Here is a 15752-nt window from a genome sequence, read left to right as displayed (position 1 = left end):
CGCGTGGTGTGCGTGCGTTCCGGTCTAGCCGCTGGGACTGACAGCGTCCGTGGGCGACCGTCCGGCTCACACCTCCCGTCCGGCTCGCCGAGCGACCTGGCCGCGATCCGTCGCCCGCTCGTGCGACGGACGGCCGGTGGTGGGGCGGCCGGGGCCGTCGGCGGCCGGGCGGCGAGGTAGAGTCATGTGACATAGCAGTGCACTGGATGCTTTCGCCGAGCGGCAGGAGGGTGCGCGATGAGCGCCGAGTCGGTCTGGAGTCTCGATCCCCGAACGGGCGAGCGGCGCGGCGATGCGCCGGTCGCCGTGGCCGCGGGCCCGGCGGCGGTCGACGCCGCCGTCCGCGCGGCGCACGCCGCGCTGCCGGCGCTCGCCGACCGCGCGCGCCGGTCCGCACTCCTGCGCGCCGCCGCCGCGCAGCTGCAGGCCCGCAGCGAGTCGCTGATCGCGGCCGCGGACGCGGAGACGGGTCTCGGCACGGTGCGCCTCACCGGCGAACTCGCCCGCACCGTCTTCCAACTGCGCTACTTCGCCGACCTGGTCGACCGGGCCGCCGACGCCGGGGGCTTCCTCGACATCCGGACGGACACCGCCGACCCCGGCCTGACCCCGCCCCGTCCCGACCTCTACCGGGTGCAGCTGCCGCTCGGCGTCGTCGGGGTCTTCGCGGCGAGCAACTTCCCCTTCGCGTTCAGCGTCCCCGGAGGCGACACCGCGAGCGCGCTGGCGGCCGGCTGCCCGGTGGTCGTCAAGGCCCACCCCGACCACCCGGAGACCTCCGAGCTCGTGGCGGCGGCGCTGCGCGCGGCGGCCGTCGGGACCGGCCTGCCCGAGGGCGTCATCGGGCTGGTCCACGGCTTCGCGGCGGGCCCGGAGCTGGTCCGGCACCCACTGCTGTCCGGCGTCGGCTTCACCGGCTCGTCGCGCGGCGGCCGCGCCCTGTTCGACCTGGCGGTCACCCGCCCGCGGCCGATCCCCTTCCACGGCGAGCTGGGCAGTGTGAACCCGGTCCTGGTCACTCCAGCCGCCCTCGCCGAGTCCGCCGCCGCGCCGGAGCAGCTGGCCGCGGGACTGGTCGGTTCGTTCACCCTCGGGATGGGGCAGTTCTGCACCAAGCCGGGCCTGGTGCTGCTGCCGGCCGGACCGGCGGGGGACGCCTGCGCGAAGGCGGTCGCCGACGCGACGGCGCAGGTCCCGGCGGGCGTCCTGCTCGACGAGCGGATGCGCGAGGCCTTCCTGGACGGCTTCGCGGCTCGCGCCGCGCTGAGCGAGGTGCAGACGCTCGCGCCCGCGGGAGCGGCGGGCACGGCGGAGGCGCCGCTCGCGGTGCGCGCCGGCGTGCTCAGCGTGCCCGCGGAGGCCGCGCTGCACGGCTCCCACGAGCAACTGCTGGAGGAGTGCTTCGGCCCGACGACGGTGCTGGTCCGCTACGCCGACGCGGTCGAGGCGGTGGCGGTCCTCGGGCGGATGGAGGGCTGCCTCACCGCGACGTTGCACACCACGGCCGACGACCCGGACGCCCCCGCCTGGCTCGGCACGCTGGCCGCCTTCGCCGGACGTGTGCTCTTCGGCGGCTGGCCCACGGGCGTCGCGGTCGCCGACGCCATGCAGCACGGCGGCCCCTACCCGGCGGCGACCTCCTCCGGCACCTCCGTCGGCGGCGCGGCGGTCCAGCGCTGGCTCCGCCCGGTGGCCTTCCAGAGCCTGCCCGCGCAGCTCCACCCGCAGGCGTAACCGCGCCGTTCGGCCCGCAGGCCGGAGAGCGGCGGTCGCTCCCGTCGGTGGCTGGGCCCGGCCCGTGGTGGCTGGGCCGGCCCCGAGCGGTCACGTTTGGGCCCGGAGCCCGGTCCGCCGTGGGGGCTCCGGCGGACGGTTCCGTTCCAGGTCCGCCCGGGGTGCCGCTCGGGCGGCGCCTCGGGGCGCCGGTCGGCGCGGCGGTCGGGGCCCGGCAGGGAGCGGCTCGGGGGAGCCGTGGCGGGACGTTGCGGAGAGGGTACGGGCGTGGGCGGAGCGCATAGCATGATCCCCATGTCTGCCCTCACCCGCGCCGAAGCCGAGGTACGCCGGCGGCTGCTCGACGTCCGCTCCGTGTCCGTCGAACTGGATCTCACCGTCGGGGCCGAGGTGTTCCGCTCGGAGACGGTGATCAAGTTCAGCTGCCGCACGCCCGGCGCGCGCACCTTCGTGGACGTGAAGGCCGACACGCTGCGTCGGGTCGTGCTCAACGGCAGGGAGCTGGACCGGGCCGCCCTGGACGACGGCCGGTTCCCGCTGGACGCGCTCGCCGCCGACAACGAGCTGGTGGTCGACGCCGACATGGCGTACTCCCGCACCGGCGAGGGCATGCACCGCTTCGTGGACCCCGCCGACGGCGAGGTCTACGTCTACACCCAGGCGTTCCTCGACGACGGACCGCGCGTCTTCGCCGCCTTCGACCAGCCGGACCTGAAGGCGCCCTACCAGGTCGCCGTCACGGCGCCCGCCGCCTGGACCGTGGTCGCCAACGGCACCGGCGAGCGCGAGCAGGCCGGTGACTCCGCCGTGCGGACGAGCTTCGCGCCGACCGCCCCGATCAGCAGCTACCTCGTCTGCGTCGTCGCCGGTCCGCTGCACTCCGTGCGCGCCGAGCACGACGGCATCCCCCTCGGCCTGCACTGCCGCCGCTCGCTCGCGCCCTACCTCGACGCGGACGCCGAGGAGCTGCTCACCGTCACCCGGCAGTGCTTCGACGCGTACCACGCCCTCTTCCGGCAGCGGTACCCCTTCGGCGGCTACGACCAGTGCTTCGTGCCGGAGTTCAACGTCGGCGCGATGGAGAACCCCGGCTGCGTCACCTTCAGGGACACCCTGCTCTTCCGCTCCGCCGTGCCCGAGACCGAGCGCGAGCACCGGGCGATGATCGTCGCCCACGAGATGGCGCACATGTGGTTCGGCGACCTGGTCACCATGCGCTGGTGGGAGGACCTCTGGCTGAACGAGTCCTTCGCCGAGTACATGGGCTTCCGCGTCGTCGCCGACTCCACCAGATTCACCGGAGCCTGGACCGCCTTCGCGAGCACCAAGGCCTGGGGCCGCGACGCCGACCAGCGCCCCTCGACCCACCCCGTCGCACCCGAGGGCGTCGCGGACACCGCCGACGCGCTCCAGAACTTCGACGGCATCTCCTACGCCAAGGGCGCCGCCGCCCTGCGGCAGCTGGTCGCCTGGCTCGGCGACGAGGCCTTCTTCGAGGGCGTGAACCGGCACTTCGAGGCCCATGCCTTCGGCAACGCCACGCTCGACGACCTGCTCCAGGCGTTGGCCGGCGCGAGCGGGCGCGACGTGCACGGCTGGGCGGAGAGCTGGCTGCGCACGACCGGGGTGGACACCCTGCAGCCGGTGGACGGCTTCCTGCAGCAGACCTCTGCGGACGGCAGCCTGCGGCCGCACCTGATCACCGTCGGCAGCTACGACCGGCTGCCGGGCGGTGCGCTGACGCTGCGGCACCGCAAGGAGCTGGAACTGGTCCCCGGCACGCCGACGCCGCTGCCCGAGCCGCGCGGCGAACTGCTGGTGCCCGACGACACCGACCGCGCCTTCGCCAAGATCCGTCTGGACGAGAAGTCCTGGTCCGCCGTCAGGGAGTCGCTCGGCCGGATCCCGGACGAGCTCGCCCGCGCCGTGCTCTGGAACAGCGCGCGCGACCAGGTCCGCGACGGCGAGCTTGCGGGTTCGGCCTACCTCGAGCTCGTCGCCGCGCACCTGCCGGGTGAGGACTCCGTCCACCTGGTCCAGGACGTGCTCGCCTTCGCCCGCACCGTCGTGGCCGACCAGTACCTGCCGCCGAGCCGCCGCCCGTGGGCGCTCGCGGTGATCGTCGAGGTGTGCCGGGCGCTGCTGCGCCGCACCGAGGGCGACGAGACCACGACCGGCCTGCGCCTGGTGGCCGTGCGCGGCCTGCTCGGCTCCGCGACGACCCCCGCCGAGCAGGCGGAACTGCGCGAGTGGCTGGAGGACGGCGCGGTTCCCGGCGGACCCGAGCTGGACCCCGCCCTGCGCTGGCAGCTGCTGCTGCGCCTGTGCGTGCTCGGCGCGGCCGGAGAGACCGAGATCGCGGCAGAGGTGGCCCGCGACCCCAGCGCGACCAGCACCGAGGGCGCCGCCCGCTGCCGGGCCGCGCTGCCCTCGCGCGAGAACAAGCTGGCCGCCTGGGAGGCCGTGTTCGCGGACGAGCTGTCCAACTACCTGCTGGCCGCCACGATCGACGGCCTGTGGCAGCCGGAGCAGCGGGAGCTGCTGGACGAGCTCGGACTGCCGGGACGCTTCTTCCCCGACGCGGTGGCCGTGGCCCAGCGCCGTGGCGCGGCGGTCGCGCGCACCCTGACGACCCAGGCCGGCTTCCCGATGTACGCGGCGACGGCGGAGACGCTGGGCCAGGGCGAGCGCCAGCTCTCCCGCGACGACCTGGGCGCGGCGCTGCGGCGCGGCCTGACGGACCGGCTGGACGACCTGCGCCGGGCGGTGCGCGGACGGACGGTGGACGGCTCCGAATCGGGAGGGACCGACTCGGGCGGGACGGCGTCGGGTGAGGCGGCGTCGGGCGGGACGGAGGGGAAGTGACGATGGGCAAGCCGGTACTGCACGTCCGCGGCCGGATCCTGGTCGGACCTGAGGACGTCAGGGACGAACTCTGGGTGATCGACGGCCGGATCAGCTTCACCGCTCCGGGCCCTGGCACCGAGGTGCAGAGCATCAGGGGCTGGGTGCTGCCGGGGCTCACCGACGCGCACTGCCACGTCGGTCTCGACGGGCACGGTGCGGTCGACGAGGCCACCAGCGAGAAGCAGGCCCTGGCCGACCGCGAGGCCGGCGCGCTGCTGCTGCGCGACGCGGGCTCCCCGGCGGACACCCGCTGGCTGGACGAGCGCGAGGACCTGCCGAAGGTCATCCGGGCCGGCCGTCACATCGCCCGCACCCGCCGCTACATCCGGAACTACGCGCACGAGATCGAGCCCGAGGAGCTGGCGGCCTACGTCACCCAGGAGGCGCGGCGCGGCGACGGCTGGGTCAAGCTCGTCGGGGACTGGATCGACCGCGACCGGGGCGACCTCGCGCCCTGCTGGCCGCGCGAGTCACTCGAACTGGCGATGGCAGCGGCGCACGCGGAGGGCGCGCGCGTGACGGCGCACGTCTTCGGCGAGGAGGCCCTGCGGGACCTCGTCGAGGCGGGCATCGACTGCATCGAACACGCGACGGGTCTGACCGAGGACACCATCCCGCTATTCGCCGAGCGCGGCGTGGCGATCGTTCCGACGCTGGTCAACATCGCGCACTTCCCCGAGCACGCGGCGGCGGGGGAGTCCAAGTTCCCGGCCTACGCCGGCACGATGCGCGCACTCCACGCGCGCAGGTACGCGACGGTGGCGGCCGCGTACGAGGCGGGCATCCCCGTCTTCACCGGCACCGACGCGGGCGGCTCCCTGCCGCACGGGCTGGTCGCCCAGGAGGTGGGCGAGCTGGTGCGGGCGGGCCTCCCACGGCTGGCCGCCCTGTCCGCGACGACCTGGGGCGCGCGGTCCTGGCTGGGCCGTCCCGGCCTCGACGAGGGCGCGCCCGCCGACCTGGTGGTCTACGCGGAGGACCCCCGCGAGAACGTGGACGTCCTCCTCGACCCCAGGGCCATCGTCCTGAACGGCCGCCAGTTGACCATCTGAGGTTGCACTTTCCTCGAGGTGCGCGAGCAAATGTGCGAGCGACCGCCCTGCGCGGACGGCTCCGCCGTCGAGGACCGTCCGCACGCCGGTGGTCACTCGTGCACCTCCCGCGCCCCTTGAGGGGGCCGCGCCCCCGTGAGGTGGTGCAACTGCCCATCGCGCGATCTCTCTGCGTACTACGCTCGAACGCGGAACGTGGAACACGGAGGTCAGCGTGCGTCTGCTGTTGGAACGGGACATCGAACTGGCTGCCGTACGCGCGGCCGTCGCGGAGCTGGCCGAGGGGCGGGCCGGGGCGGGGAGCGAGCGGTTGCTCGTGGTGACCGGGGCCGCCGGTCTCGGGAAGACGACGATGCTCGCCGCCGTTCGCAGAGACGCCGAGGCCGCAGGTCTGCTCGTGCTCCACAGCCGTGGTGGCGAGCAGGAGCAGGGCTCCGCGTTCAGCGTCGTACGGGGACTGCTGCGGACGCTGCTGGAGGAGTCCGGCGAGGAGGGCCGTCGGGAGCTTCTCGGCGGCTGGTACGAGATCGTCGGCGCCGCACTCGGCCTCGACGCGACCGGTGGCGCCCCCGACCCGCAGGGCGTGCGGGACGGCCTGGACTGGGTCGTCACCAACCTCGCCGTGTCCAGGGGACCGCTCGTGCTGCTCGTGGACGACGCGCACTGGGCCGACGCCGAGTCGCTGACCTGGCTCGCCGCGTTCGCCTCCCGGGTGGCCGAACTGCCGGTGCTGCTCGTCGTCGCCTACCGGCCGGACGAACTGCCCGACTGGGCCGACGCCTTCCGCGGCATGGCCGGTGACAACGGGGTGCAGCCGCTCGGCCTCTCCGCGCTCACCCCCGAGGCCGTGGACGCGCTGGTCCGCGAGATGTACACGCAGGACGGCGGGCACAGCACCGTCGAGGACGGCTTCTCCCGCGAGATCTGGGCGGTGACCGGCGGCAACCCCTTCGAGACCGTCCAGCTGGTCGCCGAGGCGCGCGACCGCGGCATCGCCCCGGCCGAGGCGTCCTGGGGGCAGCTGCGCGAACTCGCCTCGGAGAACACCGGACACGGGCTGATCGCCCGCCTGCGGCGGCTGGGCCACGGGGCCGTCGACCTGGCGCACGCGGTCGCCGTGCTGGGCATCGCCACGCCGATGGACCTGGCGACGGTCGTCGCCTCGCAGCGTCCGTCGGAGGCCGAGGCTGCGGCCGAGAAGCTGCGCGCCGCCCGCATTCTGACGGGGCGGCGGATCCTGGAGTTCGTCCACCCGCTGATCGCCACCTCCGTCTACCACAGCATCCCCGAGGAGACCCGGGCCCGGCTGCACGACCGGGCCGCCTGGTCGGTCCTTGAGGCAGGCCGCAGCCCCGTCGTCGCGGTGCGGCACTGGCTTGAGGTCCCGCCGCAGGGCGACGCGGGCCGCGTCGAGCAGCTGCGGGCGGCGGCACGGCTGTTCATGCAGTCCGGTGCGCCGGAGACCGCGCAGCGCTGCCTGGCCAGGGCGGCCGCGGAGCCTCCGCCGGTCGCCGAGCGGGCCGCGGTGCTCTTCGAACTCGGCTGCTCGACACTGCTCTACGACCCGGCGGCCACCGCAGGACAGCTCCGCACGGCCCTGCAGCAGCCGGTGATCCCGGTGCGCCTGCGCGAGGAGATCAGCGTCAGGCTCGCCCAGTCGCTGGCCCACAGCAACAGCCTCGCCGAGGCGGCGACCACCATGGCCGACGAGGCGCAGCGCGCCGAGGACGAGGCCGTGCGGCTCAAGATGCAGGTGTGGAACTTCATGTGGTGCGCCTTCGACGCCTGGGAACAGGGCTCTGAGGAGCGCTCCAAACGGCTGGCGATGCTGGCCGAGTCGCTCGACCACGCGGGCGACCGCAGCATGGCCGCCCGCTACATCCTCGGCCTGCGCGCCTGGGACGCCACCGTGCGCGGCGAACCGGTGAACGTCGCCCTGCACTACAGCGACCTGGCCCTGAGCGGCGAACTGCGCTGGGCGCATCCGGAGTGGGGCTTCGAGGTTCCGGTGCTGGTCGCGATGACCTACATGTACGGCGACCGTCCCGAGCGGGCCCTGGAGCTGTTCGCGCAGGGCATCGCCGAGTACGAGGAGGCGGGCTGGCGCGGCGCGCACCTCGCCTTCGGGCACACCATCCTCGGCTACGTGCACTACCGCACCGGCGATCTGGCGGCGGCGGAGGCGAGCGCACGGCTCGGCCTGGAGCTCGCCAACCGCGTGGGGGAGGGCACCCCTGCCCACTGGTACGCGGTCGGCACGCTGATCGCGGTGCTGACCGCACGCGGGGAACTGGACCAGGCCGAGGAGTTGGCGGGCCGCTACGAGTTCGGCGCCCCCTACTCCAACGCCGTGGTCTTCCCCGACGCACAGACGGTGCGCGGCGGACTGCTGCTCACCCAGGGGCGGTTCGTGGACGCCGAGGCGGAGCTCAGCGAGGCGGGCGCGCGCCTGGACGGTCGGGGGATGCGCAACCCCGGCTGGTGCGGCTGGGAGCGGGCGCTGTCGGCGGCCTGCGCCGGTCTCGGCGATCTGGCCCGCGCCCGCGAACTGGCCGCCGACCAGCTGGATCGCGCCGAGCGCTTCGGGACGTTGACGGCGATCGGCGTGGCGATGCGCGCGGCCGCGGAGCTGACGGTGGATCCGGAGGAGCGGGTCGCGCAGCTGGAGGAGGCGGTCACCATCCTGGAGCGGGCCCCCGCCCCTTACGAGCGGGCCCGTGCGGTCTTCGATCTGGCCGCCGCGCTGGACGCAGTGGACCGCGACGCGGCCCCGGTGTTCCGGCGCGCGGCGCAGCTCGCCGAGACCTGCTCGGCGGACGCGTTGGCGCTCGCGGCCCGTGCGCGGCTGGGCGGTTGACGGGGCTGTCGGCGACAGGCCCTAAGCTGGCCCGATGGCACGTCCTTTGAGTGAGATCGTCGAGTCAGGCTGGGCCGAGGCACTGGAGCCGGTGGCGCCCCAAGTGGCCGCGATGGGCGACTTCCTGCGCGGTGAGATAGCCGCGGGCCGGCGATACCTGCCCGCCGGAGCGAACGTGTTGCGGGCGTTCCAGCAGCCGCTGGCGGACGTGCGGGTGCTGATCGTGGGGCAGGACCCCTACCCCACGCCGGGTCATGCGGTGGGCCTTTCGTTCTCCGTGGCCCCCGAGGTGCGGCCGCTGCCCGGCAGCCTGGTCAACATCTTCACCGAGTACCAGCGCGATCTGGACCTCCCCGCGCCCTCCAACGGTGACCTCACCCCGTGGACCCAGCGCGGCGTGCTGCTGCTCAACAGGGTGCTCACCACGGCCCCCCGCAATCCCGGCGCGCACCGCAACAAGGGCTGGGAAGCCGTCACCGACCAGGCCATCCGCGCCCTCGTCGGCCGCGGCACCCCGCTCGTCGCGATCCTCTGGGGCCGCGACGCCCGCAACCTCCGCCCCCTGCTGGGCCAGGTCCCCTGCGTCGAGTCGGCCCACCCCAGCCCCATGTCCGCCGACCGCGGCTTCTTCGGCTCCCGCCCCTTCAGCCGCGCCAACGACCTCCTGACCAGGCAGGGCGCGCAGCCGCTGGACTGGCGCCTGCCGTAACGCCCGCCGCCAGGACGCCGAGCCGATTCCGGGCCGGTCATTCCTCGGCGCGGCCGCCACGAGCAGCCGGCCGTCGGCCCGGGCCTGCTCCGCGGTGTCGGCTCCTGATCGACCCTGCCGCCGGTGACCGGACGGCGAGGGCCCTCATGGCAGCATTCTCGGTTGCCAACGCGAGGCGGTGTTGGGCACCATCCACGTCATGACGACACGAAAGGGCGGTCAGCCCTCCGGTCGATGACCGGCTCGCGGTGGGTGCACGACGGCGGAGCCGCCGACGGCCGGCCCACTCTTCTCGATCACGCGCGCGCCCTGCGCGACCGCCACGGACCTGGACCGTGGCCGAACTTCGGTGATCCTCTCCCGGACGCTCGCTCCGGCGATGACCACATCGTCTTCGTCGGCGGTGGTGAAGACGCTCTCGTGCGACGAGCGCAGGATGAGAACGGGGTCCCTGCTCCCACAGGCGCCGAACTCGCCGACCATCTCGAACACCTGCTCCTGACCCCTGAGGCGGTCCTCGGAGACGGGCTCAGGTACCTCCACGACCGGCTTGCCGGCTGCTCGCCGATCGATGTCGCGGACGAGCTCAGCGCCGAGGTCCGTCGCCGCGGCCTGCCGTCCGCCGGCCTGCGCCGACTCGGCCGGGCGCTGGCAGAACAGGGCACACATCGAACCGCGGTGAAGACCGGCCTGGTACTGCTGGGCCTGGCCGGGGACGCACGCGACCGTGACCTGCTGCTTCTGCTGGGCGCCCTGGACGAGCTCACCCTGTACGCCGCCATCGCCCTTCACCGCTCCCAGCCCGACGGAGACCAGGCCGTTCACACCCTGGCTCAACGCGTGGCCGGCTGGGGACGCATCCAGGCGGTGCGGACACTGCGTCACACGACGGACCCCACTGTCAGGGCATGGCTGCTGCGTGAGGGCTTCCGCAACGCCGTCATGGACGAGTACCTCGCGCACATCGCCGCGACCACCGGCGACCTGCGCAGCGCCCTGAGCGGCACGGACATCGACGTCTCGCTCCTGAACGGCGCCGGCGGCATCCTCGCGGCCCTCGCCATGAGCCAGGGAGGTCCAGCGCCCGGTCTGGCCGACTACCCGGACGCCGTCCCGGTGCTGCGTCGCTACGCCGAGCTCGTCCGGGCTGGGACGCCCACCATCGAGATCCTGAGCGACCTGATCAGCGTCACGGTCTTCCTCCGCAATCCGCCCGAGGACCTGCCCTGGGCGCCCGCCGAGACCCGTTGCCTGATCGACCGTTACGAGACCCTGCTGAACGAACCCCGTTGGCCGGCGCTGGTCCTGGATCACCTCGCCGACCCGGAGCGGCCCGATTTCCACCTCGCCCTGCAACCCGCCGCCGTCCTGGGCCTGTGCCCGACGGCTCTCGTCCTGGCACGCCTGGAAACCGCTCCTTCCCTGCTCGACCCGACCTGGATCCATGCCTTGCGCACGAGCGACGGCGAGCAGACCGGGTACATCCTCGGCCTGGCCGAACGGCGCCTCGCCACCATGCCCCGACCCGAACGTGACCAGGCACTCCTTCTCTTTGCGCATTTCCTGGGACGCCACCCCGGACACGGCTGGCCCCTGCTGAAGTCCGCGCTCACGGCCTGTACCCCCGAAGCTCGCCGAACCGCCCTCACGACCCTTGCGCGATGGCCTGCCGACCGTCTCACTCCCGAGGCCGCCGAGCACCTCCGCAGTGCCCGGACGCAGCCGCAGGACAACCCCCAGGAGACACGCCCGTGACCGCAACTCCCCACCGACTGGCCCACTACGTCTCCCTGCCCGACCGCTACAGCGACCGGGAGGTTCCACCTGACCGGGCCCACCGAGACCCGACTCGGCGAGGACCACCTGAGGGATCGCGGTCCGCTGGAGGACCCGGACGACTACTGGTACCTGGCCGTCCGGGGCTGCGCGGACCTGGCCGAGACCGACGCGGTGTTCCGGATCGGCGGCTTCGGCGCGGAGGACTGGGAGTTCGACATCTCCTACGACATGTCGTCCTTCGTGGAGAGCCTTCCGGAACTGGTGGAGGGCCTGCAGACGCGCAGGGAGTGCGAAATCGACCTCTACCCTCCGGGCATAGAGCGCACCCTGACGTTCCGGTACCCGGACCAGGACACGGTCGAGGTGGAGTGCGCCTCCCGCACCTCCTGGGCGCCGCGCCCCTCGAAGGAGATCTCTTCGCGCACCGACCTGCTCGCGCTCTGCAGGGCGCTCCAGAAGGACTTCGCCGTGTCTCTCGAAGCCGTCGGCTCGGACGTCGCACGGCTGCCGCCTTTCGACGCCTGGCGGCTGGAGGGATCCGGCGACCGACGATGCGCCGGTGGCGAGGTCGGATTGTCGGACCGGGGTGACGCGTAGCAGTGATGTGCGAAGCTGGTGCGCCTGGTGGGGTTTCTGATGAAGTATCACTCTTACGAGTGAACTGACTGCGTGTGCTGACTCCGTGACGGACGGTTCGCAAGAATAAGCGGAGTCCGAGATCGTGCACTGCCCCGATGCGCCGCGCGTGCACGTATGTTCCCAGGTGGGGGTTACACCGTGTCTTCCCGTCGTCGCTTCGCCATGCCCTTCGCGCTCACCGGCGCGGTCGCCGCCGTCTCGCTGCTGGGGGTGGCCGAGCCCGCCCACGCCACCGGTGGCGGTGCGGGGACCGCCACCGCCACCACCGCCGCGGTCGGGCTGGACGTCAAACTGCTCAACGGTTCGGTGGACGTGCCGGTCGACGTCACGCTCAACAAGATCACCGCCCCCGGGTTCCGGAGCGGGGCCGCGCTGACCGCCGTCGTGTCGGGCGCCGAGGGGGGCAAGCCGGTCGACCTGCTGCTGGCGAAGATCGGCAGCACCGAGGCGAAGGTCGACGCCCACGGGGCGCGCGCGTCGGTCGAGCTCACCGACGCCCGTCTGCACCTGCCCGGCCTGCCGCTCACCGAGCTGCTCGGGGCGCACCTGGTCTCCGCCGAGGCCGACTGCCCGGTCGACGGAGCGCCCACGGCGAAGTCCGAACTCCTGGGTCAGATCAAGGTGTTGGGCGTGGGAGTCAACCTGAGCACGGCCGGTCCCTCCAAGGTGAACGTGCCGGGCGTCGGCGAGGTGGATCTCTGGCTGTCCAAGCGCACCACGACCTCCACCACGGCCGCGGCGACGGCGCTGGAGCTGGAGGTGACGGTGAACCCGCTCAACCTCAACGTCGCGGCGGTCACCGGGAAGATCACGCTCGCGGACGTCTCCTGCACCAAGGGGGACGGCTCCTGGTCGGGCTCCGGCGGCAGCAGCGGCGGGCCGCTGCCCAGCGGTTCGCCCTCGCAGGTCGGTGCGGGCGACTCGGGCGGCTCCGGCGGCACGGGCGGAGGCAACGACACGGGCGGGACGGGCGGTTCGGGGGGATCGTCCGCCCAGCCCAGCGCCTCGGTCTCCGCGAGCACGCCCGCCACGAACGGCGGCACCGGCTCGACCGGGGGCTCCGGCTCGTCCCACCTGGCCATGACCGGCAGCAGCAGTGCCACCCCCGTGATCGCCGGCGGCGCGCTGATCCTGGTCGGCGCCGGCGCCGCGGCGGTCATGCTGACGCGGCGGCGCCGGCGCGGCTGAGCAGTCCGGCCAGGGCGGCGCAGAACGCGTCCGTGGTGGCCCGGTCCCTGACGGCGACGCGCAACCAGTCGGCGCCCAGACCGGGGAAGGTGTCGCCGCGGCGGACCGCGAAGCCCGCGGCCCGCAGGTCGAGCCGGACGGCGTCCGCGCCGTCCAGCTCGACCAGCACGAACGAGGCCTCGGGCGTCCCGTGGATCCGGACGCCCGGCAGTTCGGCCAGTCGCGCGAGCAGATGGGCGCGGTCGGCCGCCGTCGCCCGCGCGGCGGCCTCGGCCTCGGCGAGCGCGAGGGGGGAGCTGCAGGCGATGGCCGCCGCCAGCGCCGGGGTGGAGACCGGCCACAGCGGCTGGGCGGCCTCCAGCCGGGCGATGAGCCCGGGTTCGGCGAGCACGTAGCCGACGCGCAGCCCGGCCAGGCCCCAGGTCTTGGTCAGGCTGCGCAGGACCACCAGGCCTGGGAGGTCCCGGCGTCCGGCCAGGCTCTCCCGCTCGGCGGGGACCGTGTCGGCGAAGGCCTCGTCGACGACGAGGATCCGCCCGGGCGCGGCCAACGCGGCCACGGCCGCGGCCGGGTGGAGTACGGAGGTGGGGTTGGTGGGGTTGCCGACCACGACCAGATCGGCATCGGAGGGGAGCGCCGAAGGGTCGAGCCGGAACCCCGCCCCCGCCCGCAGCAGATGACGCTCCACCGGGTGGCCCGCGTCGCGCAGCGCCGCCTCGGGCTCGGTGAACTGCGGATGCACCACCACCGCCCGACGCGGCCGCAGGGCGCGCGCCAGCAGCACGAACGCTTCGGCCGCGCCCGAGGTCAGCAGCACCTCCTCGGGCGGGCGGCCGTGCCGGGCGGCGACGGCCGCCCGCGCAGCCGTTCCGTCCGGGTAGGCGGCCAGGCCGTCGAGGCTGTCCACCAGGATGTCGCGGAGCCAGGCCGGGGGAGTCCCGGTGCGCACGTTGACCGCGAGGTCGACCAGGCCGCCGCCGACCTCGGTGTCGCCGTGGTGGCGCAGCCGCGCGAGCTCGGGGTCGGTCGGCGCCGGGTCGGTCCGTGCCGGGTCGGCGGGGTCAGTGGGCATGGGTGTGGGAGTGGTGGTGGTCGCCATGCCCGTGGTGGTCCCCGTGAGCGTGGCCGTGGTCGTGGCCCGGGTCGTCGGGGTGGTGGTGCGGGCGCTGCGGTGCGCCGACCTTGGCCTCGAAGCCCGGCATCGCGATCCGGTAGACGCAGGTGTCGCAGTTCATCCGCAGGTCCCCGGCCTGGGTCTCGCGATAGCGCTCCAGGACCAGGTCGGCCAGCTCCTCGGTCGCGCCCAGCACGCCCGCCTGACGGACGTCCGTCTCCGGGTGGGCGGCGGCCCATGCGCGGGTCTGCTCCGCCACCCGGTCCGGCAGGATGCCCGTGAACAGGAAGTACGGCAGCACGACGATCCGCTTCGCGCCGAGCAGGCGGCAGCGGGTCAGCCCGGTCGGCACGTCGGGCGCGGCGAGCGAGACGAAGGCCGTCTCGACGCCCGCGAGGCCGCGTCCCTCCCAGAAGAGCCTGGCCACCTTGGCGACCTCGGCGTTGGCGTCGGGGTCGGTGGAGCCGCGGCCGACGAGCAGCACGGTGGTGTCCGCGCGCTCCTCCGGCGTGACGACCTCGTCGAGGCGCCGCTCCAGGACGGTCAGCAGCGACGGGTGCGGGCCCAGCGGACGGCCGTAGCGGTAGCTGGTGCCGGGGTGGCGCTCGCGCTCGCGGACCAGCGCGGCCGGGATGTCGCCCTTGGCGTGGCCGGCGGAGACCAGCACCAGCGGCACGGCGGCGAACTGCTTCGCGCCCTGGCCGACCAGGTCGGCCACGGCGTCCGCCAGCGGCGGCGGGGACAGCTCGATGAAGCCGCCGCCGACCGGGGTCTCCGGCAGACGGGTCTTCAGGATCTCGACGAAGTCGCGGAAGGCCTCCGCGCCGGCGTCGTCGCGGGTTCCGTGGCCGACGAGCAGCAGGGCGGGAGGTTGGGCGGTCACAGGGACTCCTCGTGGTGGTCGTTCTCGTAGAGGTCCGGGTAGAGCAGGGCGTTGGCGGCGGCCGCGGCGACGGCCGAGCCGCCCTTCTCGGAGATGTTGCTCACCGCGGGCAGGCCCGACGCGCGCAGCGCCTCCTTGGACTCGGCCGCGCCGACGAAGCCGACCGGCAGGCCGATGACCAGGGCGGGGCGGGCGTCGAGCAGCAGCAGCTCCTCCAGCGCGGTCGGCGCGCAGCCGATCACCCAGACCGCGCCCTGGCCGACCTCGTCCAGCGCCATCCGCACCGCCGCGGCGGAGCGGGTGAGCCCGGTGGCCGGGTCGCCGACGGCCTCGCGGACCCGGCACAGTGCCTTGCGCCTGGTGATGCCGGCCGCGACCATCTCCACGTCCGCGACCAGCGGCGCGCCGGCCGCGAGCGCGTCGGCGGCGGCGCGCAGCACGGACTCGTCCGCGATGACCAGGTCGTCGAGGTAGGCGAGGTCCGCGCTGGAGTGCACGACCCGCTCCGCCACCGCCCGGGTGAGCGGCGGCAGGTGCGAGGTGTCCGCGCGGGCCCGCAGTCTGCGGTAGGACTCCTGCTCGATGGGGTGGACCTGACGGCGGGTCATGCGTGGCTCTCCAGACGGTGGTCGGCGAGGTCGATAAGGTCGATCGCGTCGACCGGGCAGACGTCGAGGCATTCCAGGCAGCCGGTGCAGCGGTCCGCGAGGACCAGCAACGGATTGCCGTGCGGCCGGATGGCGTGGGTGGGGCAGGTCAGCAGGCAGGCCCCGCAGCCCTGGCAGCGGGTGCTCACCGCGACCGGAGCGCCGGGCCCGACGCTCTCCGGGAGGGGCAGCGTTTTTCTGTCTACCCGGTCAGAGCCGTCCGACCGGGTAGAGGAAAAAACG

The 15752-nt window shown here is 74.1% G+C and carries 12 protein-coding genes; 8 read left to right on the top strand and 4 right to left on the bottom strand.

All coding sequences use genetic code 11. The features are described 5' to 3' along the window. Positions 1–237 precede the first annotated feature (237 nt). From BS83_RS34490 to BS83_RS34455, 8 genes are all read left to right on the top strand, one after another. The gene (locus tag BS83_RS34490; protein WP_051944542.1) at positions 238–1734 is read left to right on the top strand and encodes an aldehyde dehydrogenase family protein; all 1497 of its coding nucleotides are present in this window, start codon (positions 238–240) and stop codon (positions 1732–1734) included. A gap of 294 nt (positions 1735–2028) precedes the next feature. Then, positions 2029–4599 carry an aminopeptidase N gene (pepN, locus tag BS83_RS34485; protein ID WP_084715200.1) on the top strand — a complete coding sequence of 857 codons (2571 nt, stop codon included), beginning with the start codon at positions 2029–2031 and terminating at the stop codon, positions 4597–4599. A 2-nt stretch (positions 4600–4601) separates the two neighbouring features. Beyond that, on the top strand, positions 4602–5693 hold the full coding sequence (locus tag BS83_RS34480) for an amidohydrolase family protein (protein ID WP_037607289.1): 1092 nt from the start codon (positions 4602–4604) through the stop codon (positions 5691–5693). 214 nt (positions 5694–5907) lie between these two features. Continuing rightward, positions 5908–8550 carry an ATP-binding protein gene (locus tag BS83_RS48455; protein WP_051944541.1) on the top strand — a complete coding sequence of 881 codons (2643 nt, stop codon included), beginning with the start codon at positions 5908–5910 and terminating at the stop codon, positions 8548–8550. A gap of 34 nt (positions 8551–8584) precedes the next feature. After that, on the top strand, positions 8585–9259 hold the full coding sequence (locus BS83_RS34470; protein WP_037607288.1) for a uracil-DNA glycosylase: 675 nt from the start codon (positions 8585–8587) through the stop codon (positions 9257–9259). A 420-nt stretch (positions 9260–9679) separates the two neighbouring features. Beyond that, entirely contained in the window at positions 9680–11014 is a 1335-nt protein-coding gene (locus BS83_RS42510) for a hypothetical protein (RefSeq protein ID WP_157597441.1), read from the top strand. 195 nt (positions 11015–11209) lie between these two features. Next, positions 11210–11635 carry a hypothetical protein gene (locus BS83_RS34460; RefSeq protein WP_037607287.1) on the top strand — a complete coding sequence of 142 codons (426 nt, stop codon included), beginning with the start codon at positions 11210–11212 and terminating at the stop codon, positions 11633–11635. A gap of 180 nt (positions 11636–11815) precedes the next feature. Continuing rightward, on the top strand, positions 11816–12865 hold the full coding sequence (locus BS83_RS34455) for an SCO1860 family LAETG-anchored protein (RefSeq protein WP_232248595.1): 1050 nt from the start codon (positions 11816–11818) through the stop codon (positions 12863–12865). Here BS83_RS34455 and cobC read toward each other — a convergent pair. From cobC to BS83_RS34435, 4 genes are read right to left on the bottom strand one after another with little or no spacing between them, the layout of a single operon-like run. After that, positions 12834–13964 carry an Rv2231c family pyridoxal phosphate-dependent protein CobC gene (gene cobC, locus BS83_RS34450; protein ID WP_051944538.1) on the bottom strand — a complete coding sequence of 377 codons (1131 nt, stop codon included), beginning with the start codon at positions 13962–13964 and terminating at the stop codon, positions 12834–12836. The two genes, BS83_RS34455 and cobC, sit on opposite strands and share 32 nt — an antisense overlap. Beyond that, the gene (locus BS83_RS34445) at positions 13927–14862 is read right to left on the bottom strand and encodes a sirohydrochlorin chelatase (RefSeq protein ID WP_037607285.1); all 936 of its coding nucleotides are present in this window, start codon (positions 14860–14862) and stop codon (positions 13927–13929) included. Before BS83_RS34445 ends, cobC begins: the two co-directional genes overlap by 38 nt. Beyond that, positions 14859–15470, bottom strand: coding sequence for a precorrin-8X methylmutase (locus tag BS83_RS34440; RefSeq protein WP_037607284.1), 612 nt, complete (start codon positions 15468–15470; stop codon positions 14859–14861). Before BS83_RS34440 ends, BS83_RS34445 begins: the two co-directional genes overlap by 4 nt. After that, positions 15467–15658, bottom strand: coding sequence for a 4Fe-4S binding protein (locus tag BS83_RS34435; RefSeq protein WP_232248594.1), 192 nt, complete (start codon positions 15656–15658; stop codon positions 15467–15469). Before BS83_RS34435 ends, BS83_RS34440 begins: the two co-directional genes overlap by 4 nt. Between the last annotated feature and the right edge of the window lie 94 nt (positions 15659–15752).

The organism is Streptacidiphilus rugosus AM-16, assembly GCF_000744655.1.
Classification (GTDB): domain Bacteria; phylum Actinomycetota; class Actinomycetes; order Streptomycetales; family Streptomycetaceae; genus Streptacidiphilus; species Streptacidiphilus rugosus.
Note: the sequence above shows the minus strand (reverse complement) of the source record. Positions and strands in the feature narration are given on the sequence as shown.

What these genes read in the sequence shown, in the direction of transcription:
- BS83_RS34480 (WP_037607289.1), top strand. Translation starts at nt 4,602, where the DNA reads ATGGGCAAGCCGGTACTGCACGTCCGCGGCCGGATCCTGGTCGGACCT.
- BS83_RS34470 (WP_037607288.1), top strand. Translation starts at nt 8,585, where the DNA reads ATGGCACGTCCTTTGAGTGAGATCGTCGAGTCAGGCTGGGCCGAGGCA.
- BS83_RS34440 (WP_037607284.1), bottom strand. Translation starts at nt 15,470, where the DNA reads ATGACCCGCCGTCAGGTCCACCCCATCGAGCAGGAGTCCTACCGCAGA.
- pepN (WP_084715200.1), top strand. Translation starts at nt 2,029, where the DNA reads ATGTCTGCCCTCACCCGCGCCGAAGCCGAGGTACGCCGGCGGCTGCTC.
- cobC (WP_051944538.1), bottom strand. Translation starts at nt 13,964, where the DNA reads ATGGCGACCACCACCACTCCCACACCCATGCCCACTGACCCCGCCGAC.
- BS83_RS34490 (WP_051944542.1), top strand. Translation starts at nt 238, where the DNA reads ATGAGCGCCGAGTCGGTCTGGAGTCTCGATCCCCGAACGGGCGAGCGG.